An 18,289-nucleotide genomic window follows, 5' to 3' on the forward strand; every position below is an offset into this window, starting at 1 on the left:
CTGTTCCCTTCTCCCCCCATGACCCAAATTACGCTAACTGTTAATGGTGAACAAAAAGCCTGTGCTTCGGGGCGATCGCTGCCGGAGTTTTTACAGGAGATTGGACTCAATCCTCGTCTAATTGCTGTGGAGTACAACGGGGAAATTCTCCATCGTCAATATTGGCCGACAACGGAGATGAAAGAGGGCGATCGCCTGGAGATCGTGACGATTGTGGGTGGGGGTTGAGATAGGGGTATGGGTGTCGCCGCTTAACCGGATCAATCTCTACAAGAGGAGAGGAGGATGGGAGAGTTTTCTGTTATTTCCCAGATTCAGCTCGTGTTAGTTCTAAGTGATAGCGATAGAGGGCAACTGGACTGCCGTTGGCCCGGAAATAGGCGGGGTCTTTGGGAGATAAATAAATAGCCGTCAGTTGTTCGGACTCGATATGACTGGAATCCTGTTGTCGATAATCTGTTGTGGTTTCGACTTCGTTAAAATAGATTTGTCCGGGGGTTCGGAAGACTTGATAAATGATTTCGGTGGACAAAAAACGATCGCCCTCAGGCTGTTCACGACTCCGTCCGCGCACCACCGAGACTAATTCTTGCCCTCCCGCCATATCGATAACTTGACGGTTGGGATTGTCGGCATCGGGGATAATCTCAATCTCAGTCGTATCGCCAAAATAGGCTTTGCTAATGTTAGCACTATTGAAGGTGCGATCGCCCACCACTCCCCCCGCTTTAGGATTGGCTTGAAAGCGAACTTGGAAGCTTAAGGGTTGATTGAGATAACGCCGATTTCCCTCAAATCCGGGACTCTTTAAATCCGGGGCCAGAGGGGCCTCTAACTGCAACAGGGTACTCGTCACATCCCACGTTCCCGCCATCCAGTCGGGATAGAGGAGATCCTCTCGGTTCACAACCGTTACATTGGGTTTACGTTGCCAATAGGGAAATCGCTCAACCCGATCGCTCAAGGAATCCGCTAAAGCACTGGGCATGGCTAACAGGCCAACGACAACGAAACAACAGAATCCTTGGAGAATCAATCGAGTCAAAATAGCTAGCACAATACTGAATAGTTAGAGGGAATCCGCTAAAATTAGCAGCACCCTATTTTACAATAATTTGTCCCTTCTCATCAATCGTTAAAGGCGCATCGGGAAAATCCTCTGCCGTTAACCGGCGAATTAAGTCCACCGTGCGAAATTGAGGGTCTGGACGTGGGATGCCATCATAGCCTAAATGAATCGGAATAATTCGCCCTGATAGAAACTCCCCATCTAGGTTAAGTTCAACTTCCAAAATTAAGGAATAGGCTAATGCACCTTGAGTCGAAAGGGTTTCATACCCCAAAAAATCTGCTAAAGAGTAAGCAATCAAGCGATTATCCTGGATATTAATGGCCCGGGCAACATGGGGACCATGACCTAAAATCAAATCCGCCCCCGCCTCGATCGCCTCTCGGGAAAAACGGACAATGTTACCGCGATCTTCTCCTAAAAAGGATTCCTGGCGATCGCTCACCCGCATCGCCCCCACCCCTTCCGCCCCCGCATGAATTGACAACACCACAATCCCCGCATTTTTCTTCGCCTCACGAATCAGTTGCTTCGCCCCCTCATAATCATTGATGGAATTATGAAAATCATAGGTACTAAAGCCAATAAACGCAACCGTCGCATCCCCAACCTTAAGATAAGTGATTTGCCCCTTTTCCCCCGTTGTTGCCACATCAACAGCATTGAGATGACGAATGGTATCGCGGAAGCCAACTTCCCCAAAATCCATCGAGTGATTGTTCGCAATACTGAGAATCGTAAAGCCAACCTCACGAAATAGATTGGCATAACTTGGGGGAGAGCGAAAGGCAAACTGAGTACCACGACTGGTATCTTTAATACTATAGGGATGGTCCGTTAAGGTACTTTCATAGTTACCAAATAAAATATCAACCCCCTGAAGCTCTTGCTGGACTTGGGCAAAGAAAACCCCGGGGTCCGGGGGGAGGCGATGACTGGGATAATTGGTTCCGGGAATGATATCCCCGACGGCCTTAATGGTAATAGAACTGGGAAGATTGGGACTGGGAATCTCAGGAGGTTCGGGAAGAATTTCTGTAAGATTGGTTTCCGCTAGGGAGGGGTCTGGGGATGAGGTGGTGAGATAGTCCAGGTTTTGCGAGAAACGGGTCATCAGCGTTTGACCCAATTGACTGGTGTAAGCTCGGAACTGATGATGATCCAGCAGACCCCAAACCCCTCCCAGACTAACTCCCAAAAGGCTCAAGGCTGAAACTCTCACCAGCAACTGCTTAGACGCTTTTTTCAGAACCTGAGGAGTTTCAACGGCTGAAGGCTGAAGCGGCGCCACCGTAGGGGGAAACTCTTTTAGGGGATATTTATAGGTCCATTGTGGTTCCTGTTCTCCCAGTCGTCGTCCATAAATAACGATCGCCCGTACCCCCGCACGGGTATAGTCTTGTAATTCCCGTCGAGCCAGGGGAATACAGACGCTGCGGTCGGGAATAAAGGCCGCTTCAAACAAAACCTGCAACCAAGGCGCGTGTTCCTGCATTCGCACAACGATCGCATCGGACCGTAACGACCAGCGAATGGCTTGGATTCGGGCCTCCAGGTTTCTCGTCTGGGGATGGTTCGCTTCGGGTTGGCGTCCCACGGATTTAGACCACTCCATAGAATTACTTGCTCTGTTGTATCACAGATGCGATTGCCCCCAACCCGGATGATTAACCAATTCTTTCCCCAGTCCCCGTCCCAATCTCCCACGGCGGCCCAGACTGACCGCTTACCCCTGGGATGAGCGAGACTTTAGAGATTTCAAATAGCGCATCCAAGCCACACCGCTATAGAGTTGGAAGGCGGGGTCCCAATGGCTGGCCTCGGGCCGGTCAATATCCACATAGGGGTCAATCCCCTCCATGAGAAAATGGAAGTCGATCGCTGTCTCAGCAAATTGTGAAAAGTCAGACCAGAGGAGAACCTCCGCCAGATGATGGTCAAACACCTTCAGCAAGCCATTCCAGTTAATCCGTAACGTGGCTGCGCGTAGTTTGCCAATTTTCTGTTGTTGTTCCGGTGCAAATACTACCCCCTGATCGAAATCGTAGGAGCGATCGCAAAAGCGCAAAATCACCCCCCGTTTCGGCAGATGTAAATCACACATTTGCACAAAATCCTGAGTTTCTATTTTACGCTTAACTTGGTCTTTCGTCCGGCGACTAATATCGTAGCTGACCGCATTGATAAACCAGGGAATCCCACCGCGAATCTGTTGCTTCACCTCGGACCAGTTAAAACTAAACTGACCTTGACGGTCATGGCGATCGCGGCAAACAACTACCGGCTTCGGGGTCAAGGATTTCACATAATCCACCCGCCAAACATTCAGGTTAGCAATTTCCGTCAGCGAAGCACTAAAAGCCGCAATGTTAGCCCCCTGTAATTCCTGTTCATAGACCTCCAACTCAGCAAGGGGTCCGGTGCGATACAGTCGCCAGCCGCGAACCTGTAGCATCAAACGAGCCGCATAAGCCTCAATCTCAAAAATACGGGCCAGGTGTTGGGCCGACTGTTTACGCTCTTCTTTGGCAGTCGCTTCCAAGATGAGAACTCCCCCCTCACTGGGGTCAGCCTTGGCCTTCGCTTGGGCGATCGCCTGCTCTCGTTTCAGCTTACGCTTATCCTCAAGCCGTTTTAATCCCTGTCTGGCCTGACTAATAATTTTAGGAGAGGCACTATCCCGCAACAGAACCCGATAGGCGGCTTCCGCTTCATCGAGTCGCTGACTTTCCTCATATAGTCGCGCAATATAAAACTTTACCCAGGGATTTTCGGGCATTGTTCGATATAAGACTTTCAGATGTCGGGAGGCGGTCCGGTAATCTCCCGCCTCGATCGCCGCGATCGCATCGTCGAGAGAGGGCATTTTTTAATCGGAGAGTTGATAATAAACAGTCAAACATAGACACTTAATTTTGGACAATTTAAAACAAAAAAATCCGCAAAAAATAAACTTTTTAGAGACTATTGTTGTCCTATTTAATTTGCCTATTAAGAGAAGAAACCTCATCGATGCTGAGGTTCCACTCAAGGGGGTTCGGGGCAAAGTGAGACTGCCCCTTCCCATCATAGGCCGTTTGGTCAGTTGTCGCTCAGGCCGTCATCGTCAGCAGGAAGCTGAGATTTTCCGAGGCCTGGAGCGCATGGGGCGCGTTAGCGGGCATGAAGACGAACACACCAGGTTTGAGGGCGATCGCCTTACCATTGAGGGTTAACGTTCCTTCCCCCTCCAGAACCGTAATCGCCGCGTTACGAGTGGCGGTATGTTCTTCGATGTCCGTATCCTTGCCCAGACAGAAGAGAGTGTACTGAGACACCGCATCCTTGAGAATCACCTGACTGAGAACCGCGCGATCGCGATATTCAATCAAATCCGAGACTTGGCAGTCAAAGCAGAGATCAGCGGTCGTTAACGTAGCCATAAGACGTATCTCCAGTGAAGAACAAACAACAAGGCAGAATTTAATCAGGCTGGCGTTGAGCCGCCATGAGCCAATAGCCCAAACTGGACTGGTATTGATGGAAGACTTGGCGCATCTCCAGAATGCGATCGCGCAACTCGGGATGCAGAATCAGATTAGAGGCAAATTTCACCGTTCCCACCACCCCTTCATCTTCAATAAGACGAGGCAAATTCAACAAATCCATCGGCCCGGACTCCTGCCGTTGTACCGTCAACCCCGCCTCTTGAGCCAGTTCCTGCCAAGCCTCAGCCGTCAGGGGTTGGGCATTCACCCGTAAACTGGCCGCCAAAGCCTCAGACACCTCAGGGGTAGTCGTTTTCATCTCATGGGAGAGAAAAACACCACCGGGTTTGAGACGATCATGAATCAGCTGAAACAGTTTGGCCTTGCCAGCGGGGGCCTGCATGGTCAAAATTGCCTCAGCCAGTACCCCATCAAACTGCTCCTCAAGCTGATCGAGATTAAAAATACTGGTTTCAAGAAAGCGAATGCGATCGCCCAACCCCGCCTCCCGAACCGCCTCTCGGGCCCGTTGCACACTTTCAGGATTTTGCTCAACCCCAACAACATTCACGCCAAACCTTTGGGCCAGGGCGATCGCACTCACCCCAAAACTCGACGCCAACTCTAACACCGTATCCCCAGGGGAGAAATCAGCCCAAGTCCATAACCGTTGACTGGCCGCCTGTCCCCCTGGACGGAGAATCGTTTTCCCCGCAGCGGCGAGAACTTGATGGCCGGGGGCGGTTTTTGGATTAAAGGTTTTGGAAGTCATGGGGGAGTCCTCTGCAACTACCCCCATTGTCCGGCGATCGCCCCCAAAGGACCTTGACTTAAGTCAATCCCCATCAGGAGTTTAGCTTTCATAGTGAGCGGCAATAATCGCCAGAGCCACCCCAGGAGCGGTAATGGCTCGCAGAACCCGGCGACCTAACGATACCGGTTGCCAATGGACTTGTCGAGCCTGCTGGACTTCTTCAGGAGTCCATCCCCCTTCCGGGCCAATGGCGATCGTAATCTCCTCAGTATCTGGGGGAGGAGACGTCAGCGGTTGCCGTAACTGAGTTTGTAAATGAGGCACCTCCCCCCGAGCCACACAGAGATAGGTCCGACTGTCCGCCACCGCCTCAATCGCCCCCGCAAAGGACATCGGTTCTTCAATCGGCGGAACCCATTGCCGTTCCGACTGTTCCGCCGCCTCCGTCGCAATGCGTTGCCAGCGTTGTAGTTTATTGGGACTGGGGTTAAGGAGCGTGCGATCGCTCACCACCGGAATAATCCGACTCACCCCCAACTCCGTCGTCTGACGAACCACCTCATCAAACCCTTGTCCTTTCGGCAGGCCCGCCAACAGAGTCACCCTCACCGGTAACTCCCGATTGAGATCGAGCACCTGCAAGAGATTTCCCTGCCATTGTCCATCCTCCCGTTGCACCAACTCCGTCTCCCACCAACCCCCCGAACCATCCATGGCCACAAAGCGATCGCCCGCCCGTAAGCGCAACACCCGTGTTAGATAATGGTGTTGGTCGCCAGTCAGGGCGAGAGTGCGATCGCAAATTTGCACAGACTCAACTGTAATTCGTTGCACAGTTCAGCAAACCGGGTGACTTAGGGACAAATTCAGATTAGGTTAACCGGCCACAGGAACAGATTTCTCAATCTCACTGCTGACCTCATAGAAACCTGTTTTGGGAGCTGTGAGGAACAAATGAGACATCTCTTCCAAAATCGCATCCACTTTGGCATTGCGATTATGATCCATATCCTCAGGATCATCCCAGAAGACCACCGCAATACCGCGATCGGTCCCCGGTTCTTGTAAGAGATACGCTCCCTCAAAACCATCCCGATAATTACGCACTGCCTCATCAAACAAGGCTTTGGCGTCCTCAAAACAGCCCGGCTTAAATTCTCCCTGAGCCACATAAGCATATTTGTGGCGTAAGAAGTCCATGAAATCGCTCATCTCTCAATACCTCCTCTCTAACAACAGACTTAAAACGCTTACCCCTATTCTCCCCCAGTGGGCAAACAGATGCGGCTAGAGATCACGGTGTCTTTAGATTTGATAAGTTTCGGGCGTTGGCCTGTGCCATCCTTCCCTTGGCGTTTCACAGAACTCATCGGTAAACGCAACAGGCGATCGCCATTCAGTTCTAGCACCAACTCCGCCCCCGGAATCGCCCGAACAATCGCTAGGAGGCGATCGCTGGCGTTGGCAAACCGCAGGCCTTGAGTCCCAATCGCCCCCCGTTCGCCCAGCCGCAACTCAGCCACCGGCAAGCGTTTACAGTACCCCCGCTGAGTAATCAACACCAGTTCATCCCCATCATCGACAATACTCAAACCAGCAATGGTTTCCGTTTTACGCAAGCGAACCGCCTGATAGCCTTGAGCCGTCCGTCCTAAAACCGGCAATTGCTCATCATCCACCGGCATCCGCAACAAACGGCCACCACTCGACGCCACAATCGCCTGTTGTCCCGTTTGCGCCACATCAATGCCATGAAGTCCATCGTCTCCCTTAAACTTCAAGACCGTCAATCCCCGGGCCGTAATGTTCGTCATCTCGGCAAAGGGTAAGCGTTTAATGCGTCCAGCTTGGGTGAGGAAGACCACCTGTTTCTCTCGTAACACCTCATCGGCCACAAACTGAGCCACAATGGCATCGGGATCTCCTTGAGCCGCTGGGGGTAACAAACCCACGAGAGGCTGGCCGCGATCGTTACGGCCATTGAGTTTAGCAATCTCACCGACGGGAGCGGAATAGACTTTGCCATCCCGGACAAACATCAACAACTCGTGATCCGTTTGACTGGGAATTTGCTGTAAGGGAAAGTCCTCCGTTACCTCCAGCAGTTCCCCCTGAGGTGACACCGGTTCAATGGGGGTAGCATTTTTGGGGAGGAGGCGGCGGCCATAGCCTCGCTGGGTAATTTCTAAAACCGTGGGTTCGGCTTGGGGTTTGAGATCCAGGGGAAGTGAGACACTCAGGGGTTGTTGTTTCGCCTCTTCAAACTGCACCGCCTCCGATTTCACCGTTCCATCAGCGGTGACAATGCGAGTACGGCGTTCATCGGCAAACTTACGCTTGAGTTGACGTAATTCTTTTTTCAGGGATTTCAGCAGTTCATGGCGATCGCCCAACAACCGCTGCAACACCTGGCGACGCTGACTCAGATCCTCAAACTCTGCTTTCAGCTTATCCCGTTCCATCCCCGTCAGCCGGCGCATGGGCATGGCTAAAATAGCGTTAGCCTGCTCCTCACTGAAGTCGAGACGGCTCTGAAACTGGACTTTAGCGGTGGTGCCATCAGGGGCATGACGTAGGATATCAATGACCGCATCCAGGTGATCGAGGGCTTTGAGCAGTCCCGAGAGCAGATGTAAGCGGCTTTCGAGTTTATGGAGTTCGTCTTGGTACTGACGGGTGAGGGTTTGTTCTCGGAAATCGAGAAAGGCTTGCAGGGTATCCCGCAGACTCAGTTGGCGGGGTTGGTTGTCCACCAGAGACAACATAATCACCCCGAAGGTATTTTGCAGAGCCGTGAGGCGATAGATTTGTTTGAGGACTTTTTGGGGACTCGCTTCTCGCTTGAGTTCAATCACCACCCGAATCCCAGAGCGATCGCTCTCATCACGAATATCAGAGATGCCGTCTAGTTTACCCTGGTTCACCAACTGGGCCAGTTTTTCAATCCAGCCGGATTTACTAACTTGGAAGGGAAACTCGCTGACAATCAAAGCGGGCCGCTGGGAGCGTCGCGTCTTGCCCGTTTGCACCGTCTCCACACTCACCACACCGCGAACGGTAATGCTACCCCGTCCTTTGAGATAGGCATCGCGAATGCCCTGAATGCCAACAATTTCGCCTCCCGTGGGAAAATCGGGGCCAGGGATAAGTTCCAAGAGTTTATCGTCTGAGAGAGTGGGGCGATCAATCAGAGCAATCAAGCCATCCACCAGTTCCCCCAAATTATGGGGGGGGATATTGGTGGCCATCCCCACCGCAATCCCGGAACTGCCATTGAGCAACAGAATTGGCAGTTGAGCTGGTAATACCACCGGTTCCTGTTGGGAATTATCGAAGTTGCCGGTAAAATCAACCGTCGCGGTTCCAATTTCACTCAGGAGAGCTTGATTCCCCAGTTCGGCCAAACGGGTTTCCGTGTACCGCATCGCCGCTGGGGGGTCATTATCGATGGAGCCAAAGTTACCATGGCCCGCTAGGAGAGGATAACGGCTCGAAAAGTCCTGAACCAGACGCACGAGGGCATCATAGACGGATTGATCGCCGTGGGGGTGATATTTCCCCAACACATCCCCAACCACACGAGCGCATTTACGATAGGGCCGTTCTGGGGTCAGTCCCAACTCGTGCATGGCGTAAATAATCCGCCGGTGAACGGGTTTGAGTCCATCTCGCACGTCTGGAAGCGCCCGCCCCACGATGACACTCATGGCGTATTCGAGATAGGACTGCTGCATCTCCTGGTGCAAAGCGGTTGGGACGATTTGTCCGCCGGAGAGGAGGTTTAACTGCTTAGCCATGAAGTTCGGTTCCTTAAGGTCTGACAGTGTTGGTGCAACGGGAGCGACGTGCTAAGTTTCCCAAACGCCGACATTTTTAACATTTAAGCGCAAGGGCGGCGCGAATAACAGTGGTTCCACCCATGGGTCGGCCCTGGCAATCGGCTACAATAATGGAATATTGGTTCAGGTAGCGTAGGATAATGTACCGTGTGTCTCCTTTGTCCTTCTAGTTTCTTCTTCGTCTCCGAACTGAACTCGGGCCCCATCCCTTGGCTAGATTTGCTCGGCGTTTCGGAGTACGATCGAGAACAGGTCGAGTGTTCACCGTTAGGGTCAAATAACGTTTAGGTTAAAACAGCAGATGAAGACCGTTCTGATTGTAGAGGACGATTTAGTTAACGCGCGGGTGTTCTCAAAGATTTTGATGAAACGAGGCGGTATGGCCGTCAAACATACCGAGAATGTGGAAGAGGTGATGGAGATTGCCAAGGCTGGAGATGCAGATATCATCCTGATGGATGTTTCTCTGGCCCATAGTGTCTATCAGGGGCAATCCGTTGATGGGATTAAGATTACCCAGATTCTGAAATCCGATCCCGACACCGCTAACTTACCGATTATTTTGGTAACGGCCCACGCCATGGCCGGCGATCGCGAGAGCTTTCTCTCTCAAAGTGGCGCTGATGGTTATATTTCCAAACCCGTTGTCGATCACCAGGAGTTTGTCAACGCCATCCGGGCACTGATTCCCGCCGATGAGTAGAGAGCCAAACGACTCCCTACCAACGGCGGAACCTCCGAGCCGCAGACGCACGACGGAGTCAGCTGAGAGCTTCTAAGGAATCATCTCAATGGAGAGGGGCTGCCGTCGGTTGCGTACGGCACTGACGACTTGCTGAATCTGGGGCGTACTCAATAATTCCCGAGCGTCGGCAATCAGCCGTTCGCCCCAAAGGTTCAGTTCCAAGAAGTCAATTTCAGCATAGCGAACATCGAGTTCCAGAGCCGCTTCCGCCAAGCGAACCGCCGTGCGATCGCCCCGAGCGTAACGGGCCACGGCGATGGCCAGTTGAGGCTCAGCTTCCTGGGGGGCCAGTGCTTGGGATGCTTCCCACAGTTCGAGCGCCTCATCGACCTCCCCCATTTCATAGCGGACTAAGCCAATATTATTGATGGCGGGCCAAAAGGTATCGTTCTGCTCGAAGGCCGTTTCATAGTAGTCAATGGCTTTCTGGAAATCCCCCTTCATAAAATAGGCATTTCCTAAATCAAACAAGGCCCCGAGTTCCCCCGGTTCTAGATCTAACCCCGCCCGCAACTCATTCACCGCCTCCTCATAGTTTTCCGCCTGAAAATAGGCAGAACCGAGGGCAAAGCGAACTAGAGCATTCTCCGGTTCGAGGGAACGAGCGGTTCGTAGTGCCGCGATGCCATCCTCAACCCGGTCGACTTGTAAGTATAAGCTGCCCAAAATCCCCCAAGCTTGGGCACTTGAGGGCAACAGTTCCACCCCCAACTCAGCCCGAGGAAGGGCGCGATCATACTGCTGGAAGCGGGCCCAGCGATCGGCTTCCTGAAGAATACTCGACCCGAGTTCTTCGAGTTGTTCGCGATCGAGTTCAGGAACATGGGGAAGCTGCGCCTGTCCGCGAGCCGGCTCAGCGGCAGCAGCTAAGCCCAGGGTGATCAGTAGAGAAATCCAGAAATGACGTTTTGGCACGGTATCCCGTCAAGGTGCTGATAGGTGATCTATAGTTAGCAGCTTAGTCTATTGTTCCCATAAACGACAATGTTCCCTGTCCCCTCTCCCCCCCTCCCCAAACCCAAACGGGCAACCCGCGAGGATTGCCCGTCTGAGGACTGACTGGACATGATTAAGGTAATCTGAACGTGAAAAATCCGAATGCTCTAAGCCGACTTTTTATTTGGCCGACCTTCAAAGGGTTGCAAGCCGCTATCAGGATACTCGTCTTTGCTTGGAGAGAAAATGCGCAAGAAGCCTTCAGAAACGTACTGTGCTGCGTCTTTCGTCCACTTCCAGAGTTTCATAATTCTGACCCCATGTGACAACAAATTGAATAGAGCGAGGTAACGAATTACCCCTTCTAGTAATTAGGATAGCGAACATTGCCAGCAACTTTCAAAGTTGTAATATTTATTTGAAATTAGTATTAGTCTGAAATATTTTAAGGGTTCGAGATTAAGAGTCGGGGCATCCCATAGCATCCCAGTTCCCCACCCGTGAGAAGCCGAGTATCTTCAAGACACCCGGCTTCTGGTCTGCAACCCAATCCAAGTCCCCCCGCCAAGGAATGGGTGCCAAATTCCCTAGACTAACTGCAACTGGGGATAGCCAGCCAGCAAGTCATCAGCGGTCAGAGTATCGCCCGGGGCTTGGGGAGTCCAGAGAACTTCCACCGCTAGGAGTTGTTCAGCTCCCACACCCCCGAGGTCTCGCAAGGCCTGGTTTAAGCTCTCAGCATCTTGAACCGCCGGAAGCTTCAGTTTCCCTTGCACTCCCACTAACAGGGTCACGACAATATATTCACTGGGCGCCTCAGACTCAGTGAGGGCTCCCGACTCCGACTCCCCAGGTAGGGATTTATCGCTGGCCTGCTTGAGTTGATTGTCGTAGTTACTGAGGGTTTCCTCAGAGAACTTACTACGCTCAGACAAAGACCAACGGTTAAATTGAGCCTCCGCGTTGTTGAGGCGGGTTTGTTCCGTCTCGGAACTGGCGTAGGCGAAGTATTCCGGGTGACGCAAGAGCGCCAAGGTGGACTCTTGCAACACCTGGGCGCGACCTTGTGCTGATTCCGTGTTGGCCGTCAGGGCGATGCGATCGAGATCCGTTTGTAACTCTCGGGCCTGGGCCAAAAGCCCAACTTGTAGCTTAGCCACAGACACCGTGGGGTTCAGGCTTTGGGGTTCGCCCCCGTCACCCTCTCCCAGTGAACCTCGGAAACTGCGAACCAGGAAGTTAGCCAGGGAGATGACAATCAGGATGGAAAACAGTCCCCCAAAGCCACCGCCAAAACCAAAGAAGGGAATCAGGAAGGGAAAGCCGAAGCCTCCACCATAGCCCCGATTAGGAGCATAGGAGCGACTCGGGGCGCTATAGGAGCGACTCGGAGCGCGAAAAGACCCTCCCCCCATCCGTCCCCCACTGCGGGCGGCGAGAGCGCCGTCGGCTTGGGAGAAGAAGAGAATGGCGATGACGCCAACGAGGAAAATAGATTTTAAAATTGGCTTGAGTTTGCTCAGTAGTTTGCTCAGTGTGGTGTGACCCATAAAACCTCTGATTTGCGTTTTTATCGTGTGGCGGACTAGATCTAGGCTATCCGAGACCCGCCGGGACTCTGGGAATTATTTACTTGGACTTCCAGTTTCTGTTACAGATTGTTACGGTGTTAGTACCAATGTATCGTTTTTCAGCGGCGGGCTTGGGTCAAGCTTGGGGGGATAACCCCACTAACTCCCGTAGTTGGGCTTCTGAAAGTTGTGGGATTGCCAAGGCTTCGGCTTTAGCCTGTTTGGAACCGGGATTCTCCCCAACAACGACATAGTTCGTTTTAGAACTGACGGAGCTGGTAACCTTGCCCCCAGCCTCTTCAATGAGGGTTTTCGCCTGCGTCCGGGTGAGGTTGGGTAGGGTTCCCGTTAGGACAAAGGTTTGACCGGCGAGGGGTTGGGGTGACTCAGGGACGGTTTCGGCTTCGGGATGACGCTGTAGGGAAACACCCACCGCTTGCAGTTGCTCAATTAGGTCTTGATGGGCCTTGAGTTGGAACCAGTGGGCGATCGCCCCGGCAATTTCGGGCCCAATTCCCTTAATCTGGGCAATCTCCTCGGGACTGGCTTGAGCTAACGCCTCGACCGTGGGGAAGGCCTGAGCCAGAGTTTGGGCATTCACCGCCCCCACATGGGGAATCCCCAGGCCATACAGCACTCGCGACCAGGGTTGGGATTTGGAGTTCTGAATGGACTTGATGAGCTTTGTGGCCGATTTATGTCCGAGGCGCTCTAAATGGCTTAAGTCTTCTGCCCGTAAGCGATAGAGGTCAGCCAGGGAGTTGAGGAAAGGGCGATCGCACAATTGGCTAATCAGTTTCTCCCCTAAGCCATCAATATCCAACGCCCCCCGACTGCCCCAATGTTTCAGGGCCCCCCGCAAAATCGCCGGACATGAGCGATTGATACAGCGCGTTACCGCCTCATCTTGGGGCTTAATTAGGGGTTCTTGGCACTCGGGGCAGTGATTCGGCATTTTGACCGCCTCTGCCCCCTCAGGGCGCAATTTAGGCAGCACTCGCACCACTTCCGGGATAATTTCCCCAGCTTTACGCACCACGACCGTATCCCCATAATGTAAGTCCAATTCCCGTAGGCGATCGCCATTGTGAAGACTGGCTCGGGAAACCGTGGTTCCGGCCAGTTGAACCGGTTTGAGGTTAGCCACTGGGGTAACGGCCCCCGTGCGCCCCACTTGGAAACTGACCGATTCGACCGTGGTGGGAACTTCCTCAGCGGGATATTTGAGGGCGATCGCCCAACGGGGGGCTTTTTGAGTAAAGCCGAGGCGCTCTTGCAGGGGGATATCATTGAGTTTCACCACCACACCATCGGTCAAATAGGGAAGCTCACGCCGCTGTTGCTCCCATTGCTCATAATAGGCTTGAACCTCTTGAAGACTCTGAACCCGTTGGCGGTGAGGATTGACCCAAAAGCCCAAGTCTTGTAGCCGTTGTAGAGCCTCTTGATGAGTCTTAAAGGGGCGATCGCCCTCATCACTGGGACAATACAAGGTATAGGCAAAAAACTGAAGCTGACGCTGAGCCACAATCTGAGGATCGAGTTGTCGTAGGGTTCCCGCCGCTGCATTGCGGGGATTAGCAAAGGGGGGGTCTTGGTTCTCCTGACGTTCCCGGTTCAAACGCTCAAACGTCTCCAAGGGAAGGAAGGCCTCACCCCGGACTTCCACCCGAGGCGGAATCTTCTCTCCCTGAAGTCTCAGGGGAATCGAACGAATCGTTTTCACATTGGGGGTAATCTCCTCCCCAGTTTCCCCATCCCCTCGGGTGACCCCCCGCACGAGGACTCCATCTTCATAGGTTAGGGCCAACGCTGAACCATCAATTTTCAGTTCACAGATATACTCAGGGGTAATCCGTTCCTCCAGCCGAGTTTGCCAACGCTCTTGCCATCTGGCGAACTCCTCAAGGGTGAAGGCGTTATCCAGACTGTAGAGGGGGATAGTGTGGCGAACGGAGGTAAACTGGGCCGCCGGTTTATCGCCGACGCGCTGGGTGGGACTATCGGGGGTAATCAGGTGCGGATAGTCCTGTTCAATGGCTTGTAGGTCTCGGTAGAGGCGATCGTACACCTCATCTTCCATAATGGGAGCATCGAGAACATAGTAGGCATGGGCCGCCTCTTGTAACTGTTGGCGGAGTTTCCGAGTCTGGTCTTGGAGTTGGGAACTAGGTTGGCTCATCTTAACGATTCGAGAGACTCCAGCAAATCAGGAGATGTCAGTCATGATGGGACTCAATACCATAACGCGATGCGATCGCGTCCTTCTCTATCATCTCAGTTGGCAGCAATTCGAGCAGCTTGTCCAAGAGCTAGGGGAACAGGGCGGGGTGCGTATTGCTTATGATAGCGGGACGTTGGAGATTTTGACCCCACTTCCAGACCATGAACGGTATAAAGAAAGTCTCAGCGATATCATCAAAGATATGGCTGAGGTTTTAGAGCGGGATTATCTCAGTCTGGGGTCTACCACCTGGAAACGAGAGCGCCAACTTGCGGGGGTCGAGGCGGATAATTGTTTCTATTTTGAGAATGAGTCTAGAGTGCGGGGACGGTCAACGGTAAACTTAGAGCAGGATCCGCCACCGGACTTAGTTTTAGAAATTGACTTAACTCATAAGTCCTTGAACCGGCTACCGATTTATGCCAGACTCGGCGTTCCTGAGCTGTGGAACTATGATGTCGAGTTAGGGGAATTGAGGATCTATCAGTTGCAGGGCCAAGGCTATGAGTCCTGTACTCAGAGTCGCATCTTTCCCGAGATTGCGATCGCGGAGATTCCCCAACTGTTAAAGCAATATGAACCGCAAGGACAGTTAGCGATGCGCCGTCAGCTACGGGAGTGGGTCCGTCGCCAGTTGTCTTAAGGGTTGCCGACTCAGGTTAAACTGATGTGTTCTGGATTGCGATCGCCCATGATTGACTCCCGTCTCAAACAGCAACTGACGCCCTATTTATTTCTATTTCCCGCCGGCCTACTTCTGATTTTAACGGTGTTTCTCCCCGCCGGCCAGGCCTTCCTGCTCAGTTTCGCCCGCTATGAGTATGATTTAACCCAACTCCCCCAATGGGTGGGCTTAGCCAACTTTCAACAACTTTGGCAAGATGCCATTTTCTGGCAAACCCTACGCCAGACCCTATTGTACCTAGTCTGTGTCGTCCCGCTGCTGACGAGCTTACCCTTGCTGCTGGCCATCCTAGTCAACCGCAAACTACGGGGAATGGCAGGGTTTCGGGCCGCCTATTACACCCCAGTCATCGTCTCCATGGTGGTTGCGGGGTTAGCCTGGAAATATCTATATGCAGAAACCGGATTATTCAATCAAATTTTGACCGGGATCGGATTAACGGGGGTTCCCTGGCTCACCAGTCCTCACCTAGCCCTATTTAGCGTCATGGCGGTTACCGTCTGGAAGGGTTTAGGGTATTACATGGTGATTTATCTCGCCGGACTACAGGGGATTCCCACTGAACTCTATGAGGCGGCGGCCTTAGATGGGTCCCACGGCTGGCGTAAACATTGGGATATCACTGTTCCCCTGATGCGTCCCTACCTCCTATTAGTGGCGACAATTTCCGCCCTCTCAGCCATGAAAGTCTTTGAAGAGGTCTATGTAATGACCCAGGGAGGGCCCCGCAACCGCTCCAAAACCATTGTCTATTATCTCTACGAACAGGCCTTCGATCGCCTGGAAATCGGCTACGCCTGCGCCATCGGCTTAGTCTTGTTCCTCGTCGTTTTGGGATTTTCCCTCATCAACCTGAAACTCAGCCGCCGCTAAGGCTAAATCCAGCCATCTCGTTCCAAGTCTTCAATGGCCTGTAAGCCTCGGGGGTCTCCGACGCGCAACAGAGAGGAGCGAGCATCTTCTTGAACCCCCATATCCTCATCCTCTTCTAGGGCTTCGAGAAGAGAATCGATCGCCCCAGCATAGACGACATTCGAGGGTAACTCGCGACAAATTTGCCCCAGGGCCCAAGCACAATTACTGCGAACCGCTGAGACGGGATCTTTACGGAGGGCTTCAATCAGGGGCGGAACAGCGGCGACAATGGTTTCATAGCCGACTTTCGCCAACTGTCCTAGGGAACTTGCGGCCCAGAGACGAACCGCCGGAATATCGGTGCGTAGGGCTTCTAGGAGGGGGTTGAGGGCGCGGCGATCGCCACAGTTCCCTAGGGCCCAGACGACCCCCTTACGCACATAGCCATTCCAATCCTCCAAACGGGCGATGAGGGGTTCAACCGCATCAGGATGGGTATTCCGTCCCAACGCATAGGAGGCACTCACCCGGACTAAGGGACAAGCATCCTCAAGCAGGGCAATCAACTTGGGAATGGCTCGTTCATCATGGACCTCACAGAAGGCCCGGGCCGCCAACATGCGTTGTGGTGTTTCCGGCGCATCTAGCAACGGCAACATGGCCTCAGGATCTGGGCGAGCGGCTTCATCGGCGTCCGCCGCCCCCAGGTGATCGAGAGGACTCTCAAGATTATTCTCACTATCGATGGTGCCGAGGTCGTCGTTATACATACTCTCCAATTTACCGCACAAGGGGGCGCTCAACCATGGGGATCACGGCGATCGCCCAAGGTGACAACATAGCGATAGCCTTGAGTTGCCGAGCCCCGAATGGTCAAAGTTCCGTCCTGGACATGAACCAGTTGACAGGCAAAGAACAACCCTAAATCTGGGTCATCGGCCTGCATAGGCTTCGCTTGCAGTTTACCAAACAGACTGACCTCCCGTTGTGACGATGGAACCAAGTGGGAGGAGTGATCTGTAGGGGGAAGGAGTCCAAATCGTTCTAACTCACTTTCAGGGAGAGTTTCCCCTTCTGAGCCGTCGGAGATCGCTAAGGACAGCTCAACCTGGTTTGAGCAACAGCGTTGAACCCACACCTGCAAGGTCACCCCCAGATCACTAATCTGAATCAGATGGGCCACCAAATGATAGAGCAGTTGCTGAAACTTGGGTTTATCGAGAGTCCAGAGGCGATCGCACTCTTGAATCGACAGTAGCAACTGTTGTTCGCGCCGACTGGCCAAAGGATTGAGAATGTTCAGGACCTGTTGACAGAGCATATGCAAATCAACAGGGGACAGGGGCTGACTGGCATTTAACTCCCGCAACTCCCGTAACATGAGAATCTCCTCAACCATAGCCAACATATATTGGCCACTGTTATGGATGATATCGAGATATTCCTTTTGTTTACGCCGCAGAGGACCGTAAATCTCCCGGTTTAGCACACTGGTCATCCCCATGACAGACGTTAGAGGGGTGCGCAGGTCTTGTAAAAACCGATCAAGGAGTTGGGTGTGAATGGCGGAGGCGGACGGTTCGGGTTCTGGATGCCCTTGAAAGAGGGGCGACGGTTTGGGGGTTGGCGTCAGCCCAGAAGGGGCTTCTAGCTGAAGCATCGCGACTTGAGCGGCCAGTTCCACCAGTGTTACTTCTGGCCGGCTAAAGGAGCGCGGGGTCGTATCCATGACCGCTAAGGTTCCCAGACAGTCGCCCCGGTGAGTCAGTAAAGGGACACCCAAATAGGCGCGTACCCCATCCTCTTGAACCAGAGGCTGATGAGCAAACTCAGGATGACGAGCGGCGTCACGAACCATCAGAGGCTGTTGAGTTTCCACGACCTGCGTGCAAAGCAAGGACGGTTTGTTATCACGATCAAACCCCGTCAAGGAGAGGCTGGCGTCCTTGGGGGTGAGTTGTTGTATTTCGATCTTCTGGTCTCGATGGTCGAGCAGCCAAATCCAAGCAATGGGGAGATCCAGGGCCTGGGTTACCGTCTCTACCGCAGTTTGAAAGATCTCCCTTGAGTTGCGGTCAAGAACACCATTATGACGGAGTATCGTTAGAGAGTTAGGGGTCGGGGCCAGGTCGGTCATAGCTTCT

Annotated in this window: 17 protein-coding genes; 4 read left to right on the top strand and 13 right to left on the bottom strand. The window is 52.9% G+C overall.

All coding sequences use genetic code 11. The annotated features are described in order from the left end of the window. The first annotated feature begins 18 nt into the window (after positions 1–18). On the top strand, positions 19–228 hold the full coding sequence (gene thiS / locus NEA10_RS18855) for a sulfur carrier protein ThiS (RefSeq protein WP_252662879.1): 210 nt from the start codon (positions 19–21) through the stop codon (positions 226–228). Between the two features lie 73 nt (positions 229–301). Here thiS and NEA10_RS18860 read toward each other — a convergent pair whose 3' ends face one another. From NEA10_RS18860 to NEA10_RS18895, 8 genes are all read right to left on the bottom strand, one after another. Continuing rightward, positions 302–988, bottom strand: a complete 687-nt coding sequence (locus NEA10_RS18860; protein WP_252662880.1) for a DUF6816 family protein — start codon at positions 986–988, stop codon at positions 302–304. 112 nt (positions 989–1,100) lie between these two features. Then, complete coding sequence (locus tag NEA10_RS18865; protein ID WP_252662881.1) at positions 1,101–2,684, bottom strand: CapA family protein; 1,584 nt, start codon at positions 2,682–2,684, stop codon at positions 1,101–1,103. Between the two features lie 111 nt (positions 2,685–2,795). After that, entirely contained in the window at positions 2,796–3,935 is a 1,140-nt protein-coding gene (locus tag NEA10_RS18870; RefSeq protein ID WP_252662882.1) for a tetratricopeptide repeat protein, read from the bottom strand. A 226-nt stretch (positions 3,936–4,161) separates the two neighbouring features. Continuing rightward, positions 4,162–4,491: a cupin domain-containing protein gene (locus tag NEA10_RS18875; RefSeq protein WP_252662883.1), complete on the bottom strand. Its 330-nt coding sequence runs from the start codon at positions 4,489–4,491 to the stop codon at positions 4,162–4,164. A gap of 40 nt (positions 4,492–4,531) precedes the next feature. Beyond that, positions 4,532–5,308, bottom strand: coding sequence for an SAM-dependent methyltransferase (locus tag NEA10_RS18880; RefSeq protein ID WP_252662884.1), 777 nt, complete (start codon positions 5,306–5,308; stop codon positions 4,532–4,534). Positions 5,309–5,389: 81 nt separating this feature from the next. Further along, positions 5,390–6,124, bottom strand: coding sequence for a 16S rRNA (uracil(1498)-N(3))-methyltransferase (locus NEA10_RS18885; RefSeq protein WP_252662885.1), 735 nt, complete (start codon positions 6,122–6,124; stop codon positions 5,390–5,392). Between the two features lie 42 nt (positions 6,125–6,166). Further along, positions 6,167–6,502: an antibiotic biosynthesis monooxygenase gene (locus tag NEA10_RS18890; protein WP_252662886.1), complete on the bottom strand. Its 336-nt coding sequence runs from the start codon at positions 6,500–6,502 to the stop codon at positions 6,167–6,169. 44 nt (positions 6,503–6,546) lie between these two features. Continuing rightward, the gene (locus NEA10_RS18895; RefSeq protein WP_252662887.1) at positions 6,547–9,087 is read right to left on the bottom strand and encodes a DNA gyrase/topoisomerase IV subunit A; all 2,541 of its coding nucleotides are present in this window, start codon (positions 9,085–9,087) and stop codon (positions 6,547–6,549) included. 343 nt (positions 9,088–9,430) lie between these two features. Here NEA10_RS18895 and NEA10_RS18900 point away from each other — a divergent pair, with 343 nt between their 5' ends. Then, positions 9,431–9,832 (top strand): response regulator, encoded by a 402-nt coding sequence (locus tag NEA10_RS18900; protein WP_252662888.1) that lies wholly within the window; start codon positions 9,431–9,433, stop codon positions 9,830–9,832. A 72-nt stretch (positions 9,833–9,904) separates the two neighbouring features. Here the strand turns inward: NEA10_RS18900 and NEA10_RS18905 are convergent, their stop codons facing one another. The 3 genes from NEA10_RS18905 to ligA form a co-directional block, all read right to left on the bottom strand. Continuing rightward, positions 9,905–10,789 (bottom strand): tetratricopeptide repeat protein, encoded by an 885-nt coding sequence (locus tag NEA10_RS18905; protein WP_252662889.1) that lies wholly within the window; start codon positions 10,787–10,789, stop codon positions 9,905–9,907. 608 nt (positions 10,790–11,397) lie between these two features. After that, on the bottom strand, positions 11,398–12,360 hold the full coding sequence (locus NEA10_RS18915) for a DUF1517 domain-containing protein (protein ID WP_252662891.1): 963 nt from the start codon (positions 12,358–12,360) through the stop codon (positions 11,398–11,400). Positions 12,361–12,517: 157 nt separating this feature from the next. Beyond that, entirely contained in the window at positions 12,518–14,563 is a 2,046-nt protein-coding gene (ligA, locus tag NEA10_RS18920; RefSeq protein WP_252662892.1) for an NAD-dependent DNA ligase LigA, read from the bottom strand. Positions 14,564–14,606: 43 nt separating this feature from the next. Here ligA and NEA10_RS18925 point away from each other — a divergent pair, with 43 nt between their 5' ends. Both NEA10_RS18925 and NEA10_RS18930 read left to right on the top strand, forming a co-directional pair. Then, positions 14,607–15,248 carry a Uma2 family endonuclease gene (locus tag NEA10_RS18925; RefSeq protein WP_252662893.1) on the top strand — a complete coding sequence of 214 codons (642 nt, stop codon included), beginning with the start codon at positions 14,607–14,609 and terminating at the stop codon, positions 15,246–15,248. Between the two features lie 24 nt (positions 15,249–15,272). Then, positions 15,273–16,163: a carbohydrate ABC transporter permease gene (locus NEA10_RS18930; RefSeq protein ID WP_252662894.1), complete on the top strand. Its 891-nt coding sequence runs from the start codon at positions 15,273–15,275 to the stop codon at positions 16,161–16,163. A 2-nt stretch (positions 16,164–16,165) separates the two neighbouring features. On the opposite strand, the gene NEA10_RS18935 is transcribed toward NEA10_RS18930, so the two are convergent. Together NEA10_RS18935 and NEA10_RS18940 are read right to left on the bottom strand one after the other, a co-directional pair. Beyond that, positions 16,166–16,915, bottom strand: a complete 750-nt coding sequence (locus tag NEA10_RS18935; RefSeq protein WP_252662895.1) for a HEAT repeat domain-containing protein — start codon at positions 16,913–16,915, stop codon at positions 16,166–16,168. A 29-nt stretch (positions 16,916–16,944) separates the two neighbouring features. Further along, positions 16,945–18,282, bottom strand: a complete 1,338-nt coding sequence (locus NEA10_RS18940; protein WP_252662896.1) for a GAF domain-containing sensor histidine kinase — start codon at positions 18,280–18,282, stop codon at positions 16,945–16,947. Positions 18,283–18,289: the final 7 nt, after the last annotated feature.

Origin of the sequence: Phormidium yuhuli AB48 (genome assembly GCF_023983615.1) — a bacterium.
In the GTDB taxonomy this organism is placed as follows: domain Bacteria; phylum Cyanobacteriota; class Cyanobacteriia; order Cyanobacteriales; family Geitlerinemataceae; genus Sodalinema; species Sodalinema yuhuli.